The sequence below is a fragment of the Ekhidna sp. genome (assembly GCF_965212185.1).
In the GTDB taxonomy this organism is placed as follows: Bacteria; Bacteroidota; Bacteroidia; order Cytophagales; family Cyclobacteriaceae; genus Ekhidna.
On sequence record NZ_OZ243102.1, the window covers coordinates 3330019 to 3347335 of the forward strand.

13 protein-coding genes are annotated in these 17317 nt (G+C 40.6%); 11 read left to right on the forward strand and 2 right to left on the reverse strand.

Features of this window, described 5'->3' with window-relative positions; all coding sequences use genetic code 11:
• Positions 1 to 6: 6 nt before the first annotated feature.
• Both ACOMC3_RS14560 and ACOMC3_RS14565 read left to right on the forward strand, forming a co-directional pair.
• Positions 7 to 1086 (forward strand): sensor histidine kinase, encoded by a 1080-nt coding sequence (locus ACOMC3_RS14560; protein WP_420316612.1) that lies wholly within the window; start codon positions 7 to 9, stop codon positions 1084 to 1086.
• Positions 1079 to 1801, forward strand: coding sequence for an RluA family pseudouridine synthase (locus tag ACOMC3_RS14565; RefSeq protein ID WP_420316613.1), 723 nt, complete (start codon positions 1079 to 1081; stop codon positions 1799 to 1801). The genes ACOMC3_RS14560 and ACOMC3_RS14565 overlap by 8 nt, the downstream gene beginning before the upstream one ends.
• Here ACOMC3_RS14565 and ACOMC3_RS14570 read toward each other — a convergent pair.
• On the reverse strand, positions 1798 to 6096 hold the full coding sequence (locus ACOMC3_RS14570) for a T9SS type A sorting domain-containing protein (protein ID WP_420316614.1): 4299 nt from the start codon (positions 6094 to 6096) through the stop codon (positions 1798 to 1800). The two genes, ACOMC3_RS14565 and ACOMC3_RS14570, sit on opposite strands and share 4 nt — an antisense overlap.
• Before the next feature lie 258 nt (positions 6097 to 6354).
• Between ACOMC3_RS14570 and rplM the strand changes: the two genes are divergently transcribed.
• The 4 genes from rplM (at position 6355) to tsf (ending at position 8890) form a co-directional block, all read left to right on the forward strand.
• Positions 6355 to 6798, forward strand: coding sequence for a 50S ribosomal protein L13 (gene rplM / locus ACOMC3_RS14575; protein WP_420316615.1), 444 nt, complete (start codon positions 6355 to 6357; stop codon positions 6796 to 6798).
• Between the two features lie 6 nt (positions 6799 to 6804).
• Positions 6805 to 7191, forward strand: a complete 387-nt coding sequence (gene rpsI, locus ACOMC3_RS14580) for a 30S ribosomal protein S9 (RefSeq protein WP_420316616.1) — start codon at positions 6805 to 6807, stop codon at positions 7189 to 7191.
• Positions 7192 to 7198: 7 nt separating this feature from the next.
• Positions 7199 to 7966 (forward strand): 30S ribosomal protein S2, encoded by a 768-nt coding sequence (rpsB, locus tag ACOMC3_RS14585; RefSeq protein ID WP_420316617.1) that lies wholly within the window; start codon positions 7199 to 7201, stop codon positions 7964 to 7966.
• Positions 7967 to 8059: 93 nt separating this feature from the next.
• Entirely contained in the window at positions 8060 to 8890 is an 831-nt protein-coding gene (gene tsf, locus ACOMC3_RS14590) for a translation elongation factor Ts (protein WP_420316618.1), read from the forward strand.
• 653 nt (positions 8891 to 9543) lie between these two features.
• Here tsf and ACOMC3_RS14595 read toward each other — a convergent pair.
• Positions 9544 to 11019, reverse strand: coding sequence for a hypothetical protein (locus tag ACOMC3_RS14595; protein WP_420316619.1), 1476 nt, complete (start codon positions 11017 to 11019; stop codon positions 9544 to 9546).
• Between the two features lie 232 nt (positions 11020 to 11251).
• On the opposite strand from ACOMC3_RS14595, the gene ACOMC3_RS14600 reads away from it, so the two are divergent.
• The 5 genes from ACOMC3_RS14600 to ilvD all read left to right on the forward strand — a co-directional run bounded on the left by ACOMC3_RS14600 (position 11252) and on the right by ilvD (position 17310).
• Entirely contained in the window at positions 11252 to 12406 is a 1155-nt protein-coding gene (locus tag ACOMC3_RS14600; protein ID WP_420316620.1) for a 2-isopropylmalate synthase, read from the forward strand.
• Complete coding sequence (leuC, locus tag ACOMC3_RS14605; protein ID WP_420316621.1) at positions 12406 to 13770, forward strand: 3-isopropylmalate dehydratase large subunit; 1365 nt, start codon at positions 12406 to 12408, stop codon at positions 13768 to 13770. The genes ACOMC3_RS14600 and leuC overlap by 1 nt, the downstream gene beginning before the upstream one ends.
• On the forward strand, positions 13770 to 14345 hold the full coding sequence (gene leuD, locus ACOMC3_RS14610; RefSeq protein WP_420316622.1) for a 3-isopropylmalate dehydratase small subunit: 576 nt from the start codon (positions 13770 to 13772) through the stop codon (positions 14343 to 14345). Before leuC ends, leuD begins: the two co-directional genes overlap by 1 nt.
• Positions 14342 to 15463: a 3-isopropylmalate dehydrogenase gene (leuB, locus tag ACOMC3_RS14615; protein ID WP_420316623.1), complete on the forward strand. Its 1122-nt coding sequence runs from the start codon at positions 14342 to 14344 to the stop codon at positions 15461 to 15463. The genes leuD and leuB overlap by 4 nt, the downstream gene beginning before the upstream one ends.
• Before the next feature lie 173 nt (positions 15464 to 15636).
• Positions 15637 to 17310, forward strand: coding sequence for a dihydroxy-acid dehydratase (ilvD, locus tag ACOMC3_RS14620; RefSeq protein WP_420316624.1), 1674 nt, complete (start codon positions 15637 to 15639; stop codon positions 17308 to 17310).
• Positions 17311 to 17317 lie beyond the last annotated feature (7 nt).

Here is a 17317-nt window from a genome sequence, read left to right on the forward strand (position 1 = left end):
CTAGCCATGCAGTTTAATTCCAGAGCCATAGCACTTTTATTAGCACTTTGTGTTGCTGCCATCACCACTGCATTTTTATACCTGTTACCTAACATCACCACTACAGCGAAAGTAATTGCATTCTTGCTTTCCTTTTCGTCTTGCTACATCTTAGTTCGGCTGGTTTTAGAATTTTTGTTTTTCAGACAAATTGAGACCATTTATGAATCATTAAAAAAGATCAAGGAGAGTGAGATAACATTAAAAGGAAAAGCTTCATCGGTCAATCCACTTAAAAGAATCAATAGAGAGATTGCAAATTTTGCAAAGAGTAAGGAAAAGGAAATTGAGGAGCTAAGAGAAAGAGAGAATTTCAGAAGAGAATTTATTGCTGACGTTTCCCATGAATTAAAAACTCCAATTTTCGCCGCACAGGGCTTTGTTCATACCTTACTTGATGGAGCAATAAATGACAAAGAAGTCCGCAAAAAATTTTTAAAAAAAGCAGCCAAGAGCTTGGATGCACTAGACCTTTTAGTGCAAGACATACTTACGATATCACAAATTGAATCAGGTGAAATTAAGATGCACTTTGAAAACTTTGACATGCGAAGTATGTGCAATGAAATATTAGACCAATTAGAAGGAAAGGCTGAGAAGAAAGGCATTGAATTAAAACTTTCTAAAAAATATAAGGATCCAATAATCGTCAGAGGTGATTATCGAAGAATATATCAGGTCATGCTTAACCTCATTTCAAATGCAATCAAATACACTAAAAAAGGGGGGCTGGCTAAAATTAAATTTGAAGAAGTTCCTAATGACAAAATCAGAATTTCCGTCTCTGACAATGGGCGAGGGATACCTGAATCAGACATTGCCCGAATTTTCGAACGTTTCTATAGAGTAGATAAAAGTAGATCAAGAGAAAAGGGAGGAACGGGGCTAGGTCTTTCAATCGTAAAACACATTCTTGAAAGCCACGATTCTGAGATATTTGTTGAAAGTGAATACAAAGTTGGTTCTACTTTTTACTTCGATTTGAAACAAGCAAAATATATTGATAAGGTAGAAGAGGGATTTGAAGAGGAGGAGGATTATGCATAAAAAACTAAAGAACATTTCATTCGAAGACCTAATCCTTCTAGATACAGATGATTATAGCTTGATTAACAAGCCGCCATTTCTGGCCAGTCTTGACGATAGAGCAAATAGTCAGAATTTGCTATCTCTGGCTAAAGAAGTCAATGATGATTATCAAATCTGTCACCGATTAGATAAGGAAACTTCAGGAATAGTTGTTTTTGCAAAAAATGCAGAAGCTTACAGGAACTTTGCCATGCAGTTGGAAAATAGAGAAGTAAAAAAGGTTTATCATGCTGTAATCGATGGCCTTCATAAATTTGAGGATTTTGAAGCTGATGAACCCCTTCACACTACATCAACTAAATCCAGGGTTGATTTTAGAGCGGGTAAGCCTGCTTTCACTTTAATAAGCACATTAGAAGTTTTCAAAAAACATTCGCTTGTCAAGTGTTTCCCTGTTACAGGAAGAATGCATCAAATACGAGCACATCTGGCATATCACAAGGCTCCCATTGTTTGTGATCCTGCATACGGTGGTGAGATGGTCTTTCTCTCAGAGCTCAAACGAAATTATAATCATAAGAAGTGGGAAGATGAAAATCCTATGATAAATAGAGTGGGTTTGCACTCACATCAAGTCGCCTTTAGAGATTTGAGTGGTAACATTGTGGAGGGTGAAGCTGAGTATCCAAAAGATTTCTCAGTGTTAATCAAGCTCTTAAGAAAATTTAATTAATCTACAATTTGAAATCGAACAGTTTTGATGTTCGATTGCTGTACCACTTTTAAAAAGTATATACCAGCTTCTAAGATTGAACTATCTATAACATTCACTCCTCTAGAGAAATCCTCATAATTGATTCTTTTAATAATCAAATTCTTCCCGGATAAATCCTGAATTACAATTTCAAGTGGTGTAAGATCATCAGATTTTATAATCAGATTTAAATTATCCAATGTTGTGGGATTGGGTGCTACAATAACATCAAATCCATTGATTTCATTGACCACCTGGAGGATTGATGAATACTCAAAATCTCCATTAAAATCTACTTGTTTTAATCTGTAATAGGATGTTCCAACTAGAGGTAATCTATCCGTAAATGCATATTCACTTGTTTGGCTAGTTGTACCATTGCCATCTACAATACCAATAGAAGTATACTCAATATTATCACCAGACCTTTGAATCTCGAAGTGTTGATTATTAATTTCTGAGGCCGTAACCCATTCAAGATTGACTACTCCATTATTCATTTGAGCATCAAACCATACCAGCTCAACTGGCAGTGGATTTTCCGATGCGGAGTTAGAAGCAAAAGTAAAGGGACTAAAAGTAGATACCGCAATCGCCGATTCGACATATCCAGGATCAACGTCCCCAGAATTTGCTCCATTCCCTTGAGACTCCCACTGCCCCCCAGTGTAATGTCCTACAAGTAACTCTGTAGCTAAAGTAATCTCGCTTGCTGCTTGTGTATTCCAGTATAGCCTAATTTGTGCCGCATCAGTTCCAGCTGTTCGTTGAATATCCCAATACTCTAATGAGCTTACATTATTAATAGTCGCAACATTCACATTTGTGACATCAGTATATGAAGCATTAAATGGCTCTACCTGATAAGTTGAACCAACGGTAGTCGTTGGCGTAATTCCTACTCTTTTGTAAGTAGTTGATTCTCCGACTGGGAAATCATAAATACTTGCACTATTCGTGCATCGAGCCAGGATTCCATTTATAAAACTTCCCGAAGACCCACCGGATAATCCACCTGTTGCACAATTAGTAACATTAATTATATTGGCACCAGACCCAACGATTCCGTCTGTAAGTGTCAACGTATTGCTTATGGTGATTCCGCTCGATACAGTAATTGCATCCGCTCCATCGAGTGTATTATTGATCGTAAGATTGGGTATTGACCAAGCTCCACTAACTGTCTGATTGGTGCTTCCATCTAAAGTAATAGTACCGGTACTGGTGAGTGTTCCAGCGGTATAGATAAGATCACCAGCTACCGTCATATTATTGGCACCCATGGCAAATGTCCCGCTTGTCAAGGTGAATGATCCATTAACATCTGTTGTTGCACCGAGTGTCTGGGTACCTGTTGATGTTTCAAGATTATAATAAGATGAGACTGGTGCTTTTATTGTAATCCCTGTTCCATTGGAATAAATTACCGTGCTTCCTGTTGCACTTGCCTCCAACAAGCCTGTAGCCATAGGAGCAGTAGCGCTAGAAAAAGTTGTTGTTGAGTTGGTTCCAGTAGTAAATGTGCTTGTAGCATTTCCTCCATCTAAAACACCAGAAAAAGTAACTGACCCTTGGTTGGTTAATGTTAATCCATTGTCAATATTTACTGTGCTAGATATGGTCATTACTGCTGATGAGCTAATGGTTTTACTTGCCGTTGTGATATCTACATTTGCAACGGAAAGGGTACCTGTTCCATCTATTTGATTTTGAGGTGAACTTAAGCTACCACTCAAAGTAATCGTGCCAGTGCCAGATACCGTCCCACCAGAATTAATGGTCAAATCGCCCCCAACATCTAAAGATCTAGGAGAATTAGCTGTCAGTGTCCCATTAACAATCAGGTTATTAATACTTTCATTAGATGACATATTGATAGTCTCTCCAGCAAGTATTCTGGCACTTTCTGTTGCCAGGGGTTGAGCACCTGTTGCCCAGCAGTCGTCATCATTCCAGTTTCCGTTGCATCCAGCAGCTCCTGCATCTGAATCCACCACGATATACTTCGTGACATTAAGCGTCGTGGCTGATGAAGCGGTGCAGCTTGGGGTTGTTTTTGTTGCAGTGACAGATACAGAACCTGCTCCATTGGAGCCCCAATCTACTGTAATTGAATTAGTAGTTGTTCCTGAAGCTTGAGTTCCTCCTACTATTGTCCAGGTATAGGTTGTATTGGCATCATTAGTCACAGAGTAAGCGATACCTGTAGAATTTTCAGCAACAAGCGTACTTCCAGTGATACTCGCTGGAGCAATGGAGTTAATATTTACGTTTAGGGATACTTCATTCGAAGAAGTACATCCATTTCTCTCTGTTACACTTACAGATCCAACCTGACCGGTACTTCCCCAATCTACTGAAATGGAATTAAGATCTAAGACAAAACCTGTTGGATTGGTCTGACCATCTATGGTACCCCCAACTACCGTCCAGGTATAATCATTTCCACTATTTAAGGTCACAGAATACGTATCATTGGTATCGCTGGTACAGACCTCCGTATCACCAGAAATTGAAGGATCTGAAGGTGCCGAGCAATTTGTATCATCACCAAAAGCGAATTGTCCTACAAATGTTGTTATATTGTTCCTGGAGACATCATTTCCTGAAACTGTATTATGAGAACCATCAGCGGTCCAATTGGAACCTGCATCAGCCCTCGTTAGTATTCTTGTATTCGCCCCAATAGTAAAAGATGAGAATCCATCACCAGCGAGATCAAGATCAAAAGAATTAGAACCTCCTTTTGAAAACCCATTTACTGTGAAATCCCAATACCCTTCATTGAAAGTATTGTATAGTGTAACATCGTCTGTTACCGGTAAGCCGCTACTTCCAGGATCAGATTCTACAAACTGTGCAAATACAACTCCTGCTGACCTGCCTCCACCAGTCTGATCGAAAGTAACATTAACCGTACGATCATTACTTGTAACACCAATTGGATAGAGTAATTGACTGGTGGTTGTTGTAGCTATATATCTACCAAACGTACCTATTATCCTACCTGCTGTATAGGTAAAAGTTCCTTCAGCTCCGGAACCTAATTGTAAAGAATTTGAGCCTGTGTTAATATTTCCTTGTGTCATGGTCAAAGTGCCTGTCACAATAACATCCTCATTCAGTGTCACAGTACCTGAGCTTTTATTTATGGTCAGATTGATAAAATTGGTAGCATTTGTTGTCACAGACTGATCCGCAGTATTGGTGAACGTGACGGTTGCAAGATTGCTAATGGTCGAGTTAATATTCCAATCTCCTTCAATGGTAATGTTTTGACTATTTACATCAAGTGTTCCCGCATTCACATTAAGATCACCCTCAAAAGTCAATGCATTTGCAGGGAATGTCTTGGTGCTGGCACCTGAAATGGTAAGACTAGAATAAGTATTTGCCGTTGGGGTTTTAATCGTTTGTGCGAGACTACCATTATATTCTACATTATTGTCAGCATTTGTACTTGCGTCCAAAACTCCAGTAGTGAGTAATGCCCCATCGATTTCCAAATCTGAATTGGCACCCATAGTAAGTTGTGAGGTGCCGCTCCCCCCAACAATATCACCCCCGGAAACTATTAAATCTCCATTATTAGTCAGTGTAACCCCTACATCTAAATCAATATTCCCAAGCACAGTTATACTTGAACCACTTCCAATTGAAGTATTAGCCTGAACGAGAACACCATTGCTACTTGAAGAGGCATCAATGGTTCCAGTACCACTCACTGTTGTTGAGGCTGTGTCAAAAATTAAATTGGCATTACCACTATTTAGAATAAGCGTACCATTTACGACAAGATTGGAAGTAACCGTAACATCCTTGTTGTTGGCAGTTGAAAGTACTGCACCTGCGTCAATGGTAATATCTTGAATGTCGGGCATGCCAGAACTTGGAGTATTTGCCGTATGACCTTTAACAATGATTACTCTGTCAGATGCCCCAGGTGCACTACCATTAAGCCAGGTAGATCCAGTAGTATATGTTCCTGTTTGAACTGTAATGAATGGTATAACTGTTCCACTTACGGTGAGAGTATTTCCATCGTAATCAAAAATACCTCCTGAATTAATTGTGAAATTATTGATGGTAGTTGCACCAGTTAGTTTAACAGTATGACCAGCAGCTATCACAGCATCTTCGGTGGTGCCGGGCACACATGTACAATCCCAAGTACTGGCAGATGTCCAATCACCGGATTGCACCGAAGTTCTGATTTGACCCCATAAGGAATAAACAGAACCAAATAATATGATCGCACCAACTACTTTCTTCATACTTTAAAGAATTAAAACTTTAAGCTTTACTTTAATGTGTGATTTAAAAATCCTAATAAAAGCATATATATATACTGTTTACTGCTGTTTTGTAAGGATTTTTTCGGCCAACTGTCCAAACATACTGACAAACTGACGATTAGATAGTGAAACAATATCTTTATTGCAGGCCAAAGTTTGTTTTCTAGACTTAAACTTCTATTTTTGTGTCCCTTTTTCAAGGGGACCAGATTTTGACATTATAAAATCAATATAAAATTGGAGACTAACAGCTTTAAAACTGTATCATTAAACAGTGCAACTGTAGAGAAGAATTGGGTGATCGTAGACGCTGATTCTCAGATACTTGGAAGAATGGCAAGTGAAGTTGCTAAAATGATCCGAGGCAAACACAAGCCATCGTACACGCCACATGTAGATTGTGGTGATAACGTAATTGTGATCAATGCGGATAAAATCAGGTTAACCGGAAGTAAGTGGACTGACAAGCAATATGTGCGTCACACGGGCTATCCTGGTGGTCAGCGAATTGAAACACCTAATAGTATTAAGGCAAAGTCTTCTACTATTTTAGTAGAAAAAGCAGTGAGAGGAATGCTTCCAATCAACAGATTGGGAAGACAGCTTTTCAAAAACTTATATGTATATGAGGGTGCTGAGCATCCACATGCAGCTCAAAAACCAAAAGAAGTTAAACTATAAACCTGAATGGACAGAATCAATACCATAGGTAGGAGAAAGACCTCAGTAGCTCGTATTTATATGACGAGTGGGAAAGGTGAAATAACTGTAAACGAAAAAGAACTTGGCGTTTACTTCCCTTCCGAAATTCTTCAAACAATCGTTAAGCAGCCACTTGTAAAAGTGGAGCAAGACGGAAATTTCGACATTAGTGTGAATGTATCCGGTGGCGGACCTGCCGGGCAAGCTGAAGCAACAAGACTGGCAATCTCTCGTGCGCTTACTGAAGTAGACACAGAGTTTAGAAGTCCACTTAAATCTGAAGGTTTCTTGACCAGAGACTCAAGAATGGTGGAGCGTAAGAAGCCAGGTCGAAGAAAAGCAAGAAGAAGATTCCAGTTCAGTAAACGATAATTTTGAGATGCAAAAACTAGAACATAAAGATCTATTGGATGCAGGTGTACACTTTGGACACCTTACCAGAAAGTGGAACCCAGCTATGGCTCCATACATTTTCATGGAGAAAAATGGCATCCACATTATCGACCTTCACAAAACATTAACTTGTCTTGATGATGCTACTGAAGCAATGAAAGCAGTAGTAAGATCAGGAAGAAAAGTAATGTTCGTCGCTACCAAAAAGCAAGCGAAAGAAGTTGTGGAGCAAGAAGCACAGCGATTGAATATGCCATATGTGACAGAGAGATGGCAAGGTGGTATGCTTACCAACTTTGCAACTATTCGAAAGTCATTGAAAAAAATGGCTGGCATGGAAAAGCTTATGAAAGAAGAGGCTTACCAAAACATGGCAAAGCGTGAGCGACTAATGGTTAGTCGGGCTAAAGATAAACTAGAGAAGGTCCTTGGTGGAATCTCTGATCTAAACAGACTTCCTGCCGCTCTATTTGTAGTGGATATCAAGCGTGAGCATATTGCAATTGCAGAAGCACAGAAATTGAATATACCCGTATTCGGAATCGTAGATACAAATTCTGACCCTTCTAAAATTGATTATCCTATCCCAGGAAATGATGATGCCTTTAAATCAATCAAGTTGATTACAAGCTACATCGGAAAAGCCCTTGAGGAAGGACTAGCAGAGCGCAAGAAAGATAAAGATGAGCAAGCTCAGACAGAAGAGCAAGCGGCTAAGAAAGCGGCTGATGAAAAGTCTGAGGTAGCAGAGTAAACATTAATACCATAGAATCTTAATATAAAGATTGAACATCGTCTATTTCGGTGTTCAATTTTTGTTTGTAGAAAATTAAAATCAAGAAATAAAATGGCTATTACAGCACAAGACGTAAACAAACTAAGGCAAATGACTGGTGCCGGCATGATGGATTGCAAAAAGGCACTTACTGAAGCAGATGGTGATTTTGATAAAGCAGTAGAGCTTTTAAGAAAGAAAGGTCAGAAAGTATCAGCTTCAAGAGCTGATAGAGAAACATCAGAAGGTGTTGTTTTTGCGAAAACTAACGACGAAGGAACTGAGGGAGCATTGATCGCATTTACTTGTGAGACTGATTTCGTAGCGAAAAATGATGAGTTTGTTAAGCTTGGAAATCAAATTGCTGAGTTAGCATTTGCTGAAAAACCAGCGAATATTGAAGCCCTAAATGGGATTAAGCTTGGAGACCTGACAGTAGGAGAGAAAATTGTAGAACTGACAGGAAAGATCGGTGAAAAACTGGAAGTAAAAGCTTTTGAAGTTGTGACTGGTGAGGCTGTTGTTCCATATATCCACTCAAATGGGAAACTAGGAGTAATGGTATCTCTGGCTAATACCAATGGTACGAGCGTTGAAGATGCAGGGAAAGACGTAGCAATGCAGATTGCAGCAATGAATCCAGTTGCTGTGGATAAAGATGGTGTAGATCCGGCTGTAGTGGAGAAAGAGATTGAGATTGGGAAAGAGCAAGCTAAAGCTGAAGGCAAACCAGAAAACATCATTGAGAAAATTGCAATGGGTAAGCTGAATAAGTTCTACAAAGAGAACACGTTGCTTAGCCAGTCTTTTGTTAAAGACAGTTCTCAGTCAGTTTCTCAATATTTAGATTCCGTATCTAAAGGATTGACTGTAGCAGAATTCAAACGAGTTTCTATCGGATAAATTCAAAACGACTTATTTAAAAAAGCCATTCGTCAGATGACGAATGGCTTTTTTTATGTTTAAACATAAGTATTTTTGGTTCACTTTATGTTTGCCATTCATCGATTAAATAAATCAACAGATACCTTATGATTGGTTTATTCATCGATCTATCACAACAAGCCATTTTCATAGCAGTATAATTATGTAATTCAATTGACTCATCATCTTACTAAACCTGAACAAGCTATGACTAATCAATCTAATTACATTGACCCAGCTATCATTACTCGAAAATTTATAAAAACTGGCACCCTGGTGCGGTTAGTATCCCTTGGAATCGCTTATTTGGCTATTTTCTGCATGTCTTTGTAAGTTCCTGATTCCCTAAGAATTGTAATTTACTAAGCATATTACTTAGAAACATCTAAGAGTTACTCACATTCCGAATGATCAAGGATATGTGGACTTTTACAAAAAAACAGATGAACAATCAAGTGAACTATATCGATCCCGCTATACTTACTAGAAAGTTTGTTAAAACTGGAACTATGGTGAGATTAGCTTCGCTAGCACTAGCGTATCTAGCAATCATAGCAATGTCATTATAAGGTCTTTTCAACCAGCAAGACCTGATAAGCCAAGGATAACTATGCCTTGGCTTTTTTTATTTATTACCCTGAAGGCTTCCTATCAGCGATTTTTTCCAATTTCTTCTCTCTGATTATTTGTTCGACTGGTTTTCCACTAATCTTGCTTTCTAACCAGGAAATTAAATCCAAATACAATAACGATCTACGTTCATATTTATCTTCAAGAATCTCAAGCAGTTCTCCTCTCAAAAGTCTAAAATCATTCTCAAGCTTTTTCCGGTCCATGAATACTGAGTTCTTTAAGAAATTGAAAATCGCCGAATGCACACGCTGATAATCACTCAGTTTCAACAAGAATCGATATGTAGACTTAATCTGAAAGTCAATCAGATCATCATTTCCAAGTTCATAATGTGAAATCAAATTCAGAATGCGAGCAAAACATTGAATATCTTCCTTTAATGAAATACTCGGGTGATTAATAATAATGTTCAAATGCTTTATTGCACCTGAGAAATCTGCACTTCCAAACTTGAGGCTTGCAATTTTATAGTGGAAGACCATGATTCTGTGAATATCTAAGCGGCCTTCAAAAGGCTTCATTTTTTGGAGAAATTCATCCGAATACCTGGCCCCTTCTGTAAATCTTCCTTCTACGATGTACGAATTGAGATTGGCTGTCTCAAGGTAGATGAAAGACTGGATCACCTGATTCTCGTTAAATCTGTGCTGATGTTTAGAAGTGAATTCCTTGAGCTTTTTATGATTCTCAATGAATCGGTTAACATCATCACAATAGAAAAGTGCAGCAAGTACATTATGTAAACCTCGAATATACATCTCAGGCTCACTTTCCAGCAAGACGTCATTTTTCTCATAAACCTGGCACCACCTTTGAGCATATGCATAGCACCCAACAAAGTCTTGCGAAATGTAATAGAACCAAACGTAGCATTGGTATTTATAGATAGTATCCTCAAATTCAGAGCCTTGTGAAACAGGTAGGCTTTCTTTAAACATAGTAGAAAGGGCTCTCTGCTGTTCTTCACTTTTGCTGTGACCAAACTTCAGATAATAGTCATACAGCTTGAGCGATAAGTCCGACCATGCCCCTTCAAAGTAAAATCGACTTCTGAGCAATGAGGATTCATTAGTTAATTCATCGGCTCGCTGAGAGTGACTTCTGGTTACATATCTTCCTTCGATTTTTTTCTCAAATTCTACGATCTCCAGTCTGAGAATATCCATTTTAAACGTACTGGCGATCTGTTTAGCTTTTGCCAGTTGGGCCAGACTTTGAACATAGAGTCCTTTCTTGTGTAACAACTCAGCGTAGCTAATGTGATCCTTAATCCGAATACGTGGATCATCAGATTGTAGCAAACGCAAACTCACCAAAATCTGCTCGTACAACCGTGCTTTGTGATTGGAAAGTGTATTGGCTTTCAACTTTGGAAAAGCTTCCTGAATTTTCTCATCATTCCAATGGGGAAGTTTATCAATCACGTCAAATAATCTGATAGAAATCAGCTCTTTATCCGTCGTGTTCCTTTTCACATACAGCTTAAAATTTCGCTTTTCAGCCTTTGTCAGCCGTTTAATGAGCTCGAATAATTGATATGATAATTGCTTGACCAAGTGAACCTACAGGATATTAAGTGATTGATTTTTAATGGGTTATAACTAAAAAAGCTGACTTGAACAGATGAATAATCAAAATATAAGGTTTCATCAAACCTCTCCTAGCGACCACATTTGTTCACGCACGTAAAAATAGCACTAAGTTGAAATGAGCAAACTTCACATTTTCGATACCACATTAAGAGACGGAGAACAAGTACCGGGCTGCCAGTTAAAAAGTGAAGAAAAGCTTGAAATTGCTTTCCAGCTTGAGAGCCTTGGTGTTGACATTATAGAGGCTGGATTTCCGGTCTCAAGTCCTGAAGATTTTAAGTCTGTGGAGCTCGTATCCCAGCACATCAAAGAATCAACCATTTGCGGACTCACCCGTGCTGTTGAAGAAGATATTGATGTTGCGGCAAGAGCGCTTAAAGATGCTGCCAACCCAAGAATTCACACCGGTATAGGCACTTCAGAATTTCACGTAAAGTATAAGCTGAACACTAACAATGATGACATCATCAATCGTGGTGCTCATGCTGTGAAATACGCCAGAAACCTGGTTTCAGAGGTTGAGTTTTATGCCGAAGATGCCGGGAGAACAGACAATGAATTCCTTGCAAGAGTAGTTGAAGCGACAATAGATGCCGGAGCGACAATCATCAACATTCCTGATACCACCGGCTACTGCCTGCCTGAGCAGTTCGCAGAAAAAATAACCTACCTGGTAAACAATGTTCCAAATATTGATAAAGCCATTCTATCTACACACTGTCATAACGACCTGGGCTTAGCAACAGCCAACAGCATTGCCGGAGTGATGGCGGGCGCCAGGCAGGTGGAATGCACGATCAACGGAATTGGAGAACGTGCCGGAAACACTTCATTAGAAGAGGTAGTGATGATCATCAACCAGCATCAACACATCAATTTGACACACAAGATCGACACCACACAAATCACTTCTATGAGCAAAACGGTATCATCCATGATGAACATGCCGGTGCAGCCAAATAAAGCAATCGTTGGATCAAATGCGTTTTCGCATTCTTCCGGAATCCATCAGGATGGAGTGATCAAGAAGCGGGAAACCTATGAAATCATTGATCCGGCCACAGTAGGCGCAGCGGGATCAGAAATAATACTGACTGCCAGAAGCGGTAAGGCAGCATTGAACTACCATGCTAAAAAATTAGGGTACGAATTGGAACCGGAAGGCCTGAAAATTGCCTACAAGGAATTTTTAGAAGTGGCCGATCAGGTCAAAAATGTGGGACCTACACATTTGCATAAAATATTCAAAACCATCAAGGCTTACGCATAATGTCAAAGACACTATTCGATAAAATATGGGATACGCATGTGGTGAAACACATAGCTGATGGTCTTGATGTCCTGTACATCGATCAGCACTTCTTGCATGAAGTCACCAGCCCTCAGGCTTTTGACGGCCTTCGAAAAAGAGGAGTTGAAGTATTCCGTCCGAAGCAGTGTGTAGCCACAGCCGACCATAACGTACCAACAAAAAATCAGGACCAACCCATAAAAGACCCTTTATCTGCCAATCAGGTAAATTCATTGATCAAAAACTGTGAGGAGTTTGGAATCGAATTGTATGGAATTGGGCATGAAAATCAAGGCATTGTTCACATCATTGGTCCTGATCTGGGTATCACACAACCAGGGATGACCATCGTGTGTGGCGATAGTCACACTTCTACTCACGGTGCGTTTGGCACGATCGCATTTGGTATTGGCACCTCGCAGGTTGAGCAGGTGCTTGCAGCACAGAGTCTCGTACTCTCCCGGCCTAAAACCATGAACATTGAGGTAAATGGAAAACTGAATAAAGGAGTTACTGCCAAAGATGTTGTGTTGTATATCATAGCCCAGCTTGGCACTGAAGGTGCTACCGGCTATTTTGTAGAATACAGCGGGGAAGTATTCCGGAATTTCACCATGGAGGAGCGCATGACCGTTTGCAATATGAGCATCGAAATGGGTGCCAGAGGCGGCCTGGTTGGCATTGATCAAACAACCATTGATTATGTCACCAGCAGGGTCAATATTTCTAAAGAAAAAATATTTACCTGGCTGTCACTCAATACAGATGATGATGCAGTCTTCGATAAAACAGTAAAGCTTGATGCCGCAGACATTCATCCATTGGTCACTTGTGGTACAGCTCCTGATACCGGCATCCGATTATCGGATCGAATGAGTGCCTCAAAGCACATTACCAAAAAGGCGCTGGGTTACATGCAGTTTGATCAGGATGACCAAATATCTGATCAGTCTGTGGATTATGTATTCATCGGTAGTTGCACGAATGGAAGAATTGAGGACCTACGTGCTGTCGCGAATCTGGTGAAAGGCAGAAAAAAAGCTGATCACGTGAACGTTTGGGTAGTTCCCGGATCGATGAAGGTTCGCTCTCAGGCCATTGAGGAAAACCTGGATAAAATATTTGAAGAATCAGGCTTTGAGTTTCGTGAGCCCGGCTGCAGTGCCTGCCTGGCTATGAATGAAGATAAGATTCCAGCAGGATCGCTCTGTATATCCACGTCTAACAGAAACTTTGAAGGAAGGCAGGGCGAAGGAGCTCGAACAGTATTAGCCAGTCCGCTTACCGCTGCAGCTTCTGCTATTACAGGAAAAATTACTGATCCAACCCTATTTCTAAACTGATGGAGATACGATCAAAAGCCATACCGCTACCTATCGATAATATTGATACAGATCAGATCATCCCTGCTAAATTTTTGAAGCAGACAGACCGACTAGGGTACGGAAAGAACTTGTTTTATGCATGGAGATATCTGGCAGATGGAAGTCCAAATCCGGATTTTGAATTAAACAAACCAGCCAGAAAAGATGCAGAGATCCTTATTGCAGGGAGCAATTTCGGATGTGGCTCCAGCAGAGAGCATGCTGCCTGGGCAATTGCAGGTTTTGGAATTAAAGTGATTTTATCTACGCAATTCGCTGATATTTTTAAAGGCAATGCATATAACAACGGCATTCTTCCGGTTGAGCTGGATGAGCACTCGATAGCAGCTATCACCCAGTTGGTCTTAGATCAGCCAGAAACTGAAATTGATGTATCCCTTCTGGATCAGTTGGTAAAAGTTTCCACTCTCAACCTGGAAAAGAGCTTTCACATTTCACCATTTAAAAAAGAGTGTTTGCTGAATGGCGTTGATGAAACCGACTACCTGATAAAGCTTAGAGATCAAGTCGAACAATTTGAACAACAGAGATGAAAAAAAATATAACCATACTACCCGGTGATGGAATCGGCCCTGAGGTCGTTTCACAGGCAACTAAGGTCATGCATGCCATCAATGCTTATTTTGGCCATGACTTCATCCTGCAGAACGGACTGATTGGAGCCAATGCCATTGATGAGACGGGCTCTCCCCTTCCTGATGAAACACTTGATTTATGCTTGAATAGTGATGCTATCCTGCTGGGATCCATAGGGGATCCGAAATATGATAACGACCCAAACCTGAAAGTAAGGCCGGAACAAGGCTTACTCAAATTGCGAAAATCACTACAGCTGTTTTCGAACATCCGGCCGGTTAAAACCTATGATATCCTAAAAGGTGTTTCCCCGCTTAAGGAGCATTTGCTGGAAAATGTGGACATGGTGATCTATCGGGAGCTTACCGGTGGTATCTATTTCGGTGATAAAGTCCTGTCAGAAGATGGCTCGCATGCACATGATTCGTGTGATTATACCACACATGAAATCAGTCGAATTGCTTATCAGGCATTTGAAGCTGCAACTCTTAGAAGAAAGAAGCTCACCCTGATTGATAAGGCAAATGTGCTGGAAACATCCAGGTTGTGGAGGCGTGTCATACAGGATATCAGCAAAGAATACCCTGAAGTAGAAGTAGAATACATGTATGTGGATAATGCCGCCATGCAAATGATGCTCAATCCTGAAAACTTTGATGTGGTGTTAACCGAAAATATGTTTGGCGACATCATCTCGGATCTGTCGAGCGTGATCACCGGTTCGCTAGGGATGCTTCCATCCTCATCTGTAGGAAATAATTCGGCGCTATTCGAACCAATTCACGGTTCATATCCACAAGCCAGCGGAAAAGATATTGCTAACCCAATGGCTACTATCCTTTCAGTTGCCATGATGTACGAACACTTCGAGCTTTATGAAGAAGCTAAAACGATCCGAAAAGCTGTTGATTGGGCGCTGGAACATAAGCTCGCTACTGAAGACATTTTGAAAGACAAAAATGAAGCAAGCCCATGTTCCAAGGTTGGAGATTCTATCGCGTGGTTTATCGAAGAAGGTGGAAAAATGGAAATGAATAAGGATTCAATAAACCTTTCACTAAATTGCATTATCTAACAACACAATATCGAGGGAGAAAAACCGAACGTGCAAAACACCATAGTCAATATCGTCTCTATTCTTAACGTCATTATCATTTACGATATGCGCTGAGGAGACTATTGATATATAAAATATTCAAGAACCCTTCTCAGCATCTGAGAAGGGTTTTTTTATGTCAAAACGGAATAATGTCAGAATTAAATAAATACAGTAAAACGATTACACAGGATCCATCCCAGCCGGGCTCCCAGGCACAGCTATACGCTTTGGGCCTTTCTGAAAAGGATCTTAAAAAAGGACAGGTGGGTATTGTCAGTACCGGATTTGAGGGCAACCCTTGCAATATGCACTTAAACATTCTGGCTCATCAAGTCAAGAAAAGTGTAAATGAAACCGACCTATTGGGTCTGATTTTTCATACCATCGGAGTGAGTGATGGAATGTCCAACGGAACTGTAGGTATGAAGTATTCATTGGTGTCTCGAGACATTATTGCTGATTCCATTGAAACGGTAGCCAATGCACAGTTTTATGATGCGGTTGTGCCCGTAGTTGGTTGTGATAAAAACATGCCGGGCTCTATCATGGCATTGGGTAGACTAAACAGACCGGGACTGATGGTGTATGGTGGGACGGTGAAACCCGGGAAGTGGAAGGGGAAAAAGCTGAATATTGTCTCTGCTTTCGAGGCTTACGGTCAAAGGCTTGGAAAAAAAATTTCCGATGAGGACTATAATGGCATCATAAAAAATGCAATTCCAGGTCCGGGAGCTTGTGGGGGCATGTATACCGCTAATACCATGTCTTCTGCTATCGAAGCTCTGGGGATGAGCCTGCCTACCTCCTCCTCAAATCCTGCCGTAAGTGACGATAAAAACCGAGAAACGTATCAAGTAGGACTTGCCATCAAACACTTGCTAAAAGAAGACATCCGACCTTCTGATATCATGACCAGGGAGGCATTTGATAACGCCCTCCGTCTGATCATGGTGCTAGGTGGCTCTACCAATGCTGTGTTGCATATGATCGCCATGGCAAAATCCGTTGACGTTCCTCTAAGCATAGATGATTTTCAAAGGATATCGGATTCCACTCCTTTTCTGGCTGATCTCAAGCCTAGTGGGGAATACCTGATGGAGGATCTGCATGATGTAGGTGGCATTCCGGGTGTAATGAAGATGATGCTGAAAGCAGGCTATTTAAATGGTGACTGTCTCACAGTAACAGGTAAGACCATTGCTGAAAATCTCGAAGGCTTTGGTGAATTAAAACCAAATCAAACCATCATTCATGATTTCAGCAGTCCAATAAAAAAATCCGGACATCTTCAAATCCTGAAAGGGAACCTGGCTCCCGAAGGGGCTGTCGCAAAGATCACTGGCAAAGAAGGGGAATACTTTGAAGGTCCTGCCAGATGCTATGATGATGAGTTTGCTGCTATTGAAGGAATCGGCAAAGAAGTCAAGCCGGGAGAAGTCATTGTCATTCGATACTCCGGCCCTAAAGGTGGTCCCGGCATGCCGGAAATGCTAAAACCAACCGGAGCAGTGATGGGTGCGGGATTGGGAAAAGATGTGGCATTGATAACCGACGGCAGGTTCTCAGGCGGATCTCATGGGTTTGTCGTGGGCCACATCACCCCGGAAGCTCAGGAAGGAGGTCCGCTGGCTCTAATTGAAGACGGGGACATCATCGCCATTGATGCTAAGAATAATACGATAAGTGTAAAGCTGACGGATGAAGTGCTTGCAAAACGTAAGGCCGCCTGGACTCAACCTACCTATAAGGCCATAAAAGGTGTGCTCAAGAAATATATCAAATCAGTGAATACAGCCTCGGAAGGTTGCACAACAGATGAATGAATGGTTC